Origin of the sequence: Bacteroides sp. 224, from assembly GCF_010500995.1 — a bacterium.
Taxonomy (GTDB): Bacteria; Bacteroidota; Bacteroidia; order Bacteroidales; family Bacteroidaceae; genus Bacteroides.
The window spans coordinates 277,353-277,735 of record NZ_QVMK01000004.1 but is presented as its reverse complement, the minus strand read 5'-3'; the positions used below and the strand labels follow the sequence as shown (position 1 = coordinate 277,735).

The 383-nt window shown below is 44.6% G+C and carries 2 protein-coding genes; both read right to left on the bottom strand.

Translation table 11 applies throughout. The annotated features are described in order from the left end of the window. Positions 1-192 (bottom strand): hypothetical protein (locus D0T60_RS18625; protein WP_203558279.1); only part of this gene is annotated, 192 nt, incomplete at its 3' end. A gap of 96 nt (positions 193-288) precedes the next feature. Further along, the coding region (locus D0T60_RS04695; RefSeq protein ID WP_163216992.1) for a DUF3575 domain-containing protein at positions 289-383 on the bottom strand (95 nt) is incomplete at its 5' end.

Genomic DNA, 383 nt, shown 5'->3' with positions numbered 1-383 from the left:
TGATGTTACAGATACAAAACCCTGGTAGTTTTGAGAGAAAGCCTCTCCCCAAGAGAGAGAGAAAAGAAAGAAACTTACCACCAGCAGCCTCAACGGCCTTAACAGCCTCTCCCCGGCCCTCTCCCAAGGAGAGGGGGAAAGAATGCGCCGTAAAATGTGAGTGATTGAATGTATATTAGTTATTGTTGCCATAATTAGTCATATTAATATTGAAAAAAGAAATCTTAATTATAAGTCAAATCTATCCCCCTTCCCCCTCTCCTTGGGAGAGGGCCGGGGAGAGGCTTTTTATTTCATCACATAGATTAAGTTGATAGCCGCCCTTGTAGGCCCCACGTAATGCCTGTGTTTACTCTTCTCCAACTCTCCACAGCGGGCACATT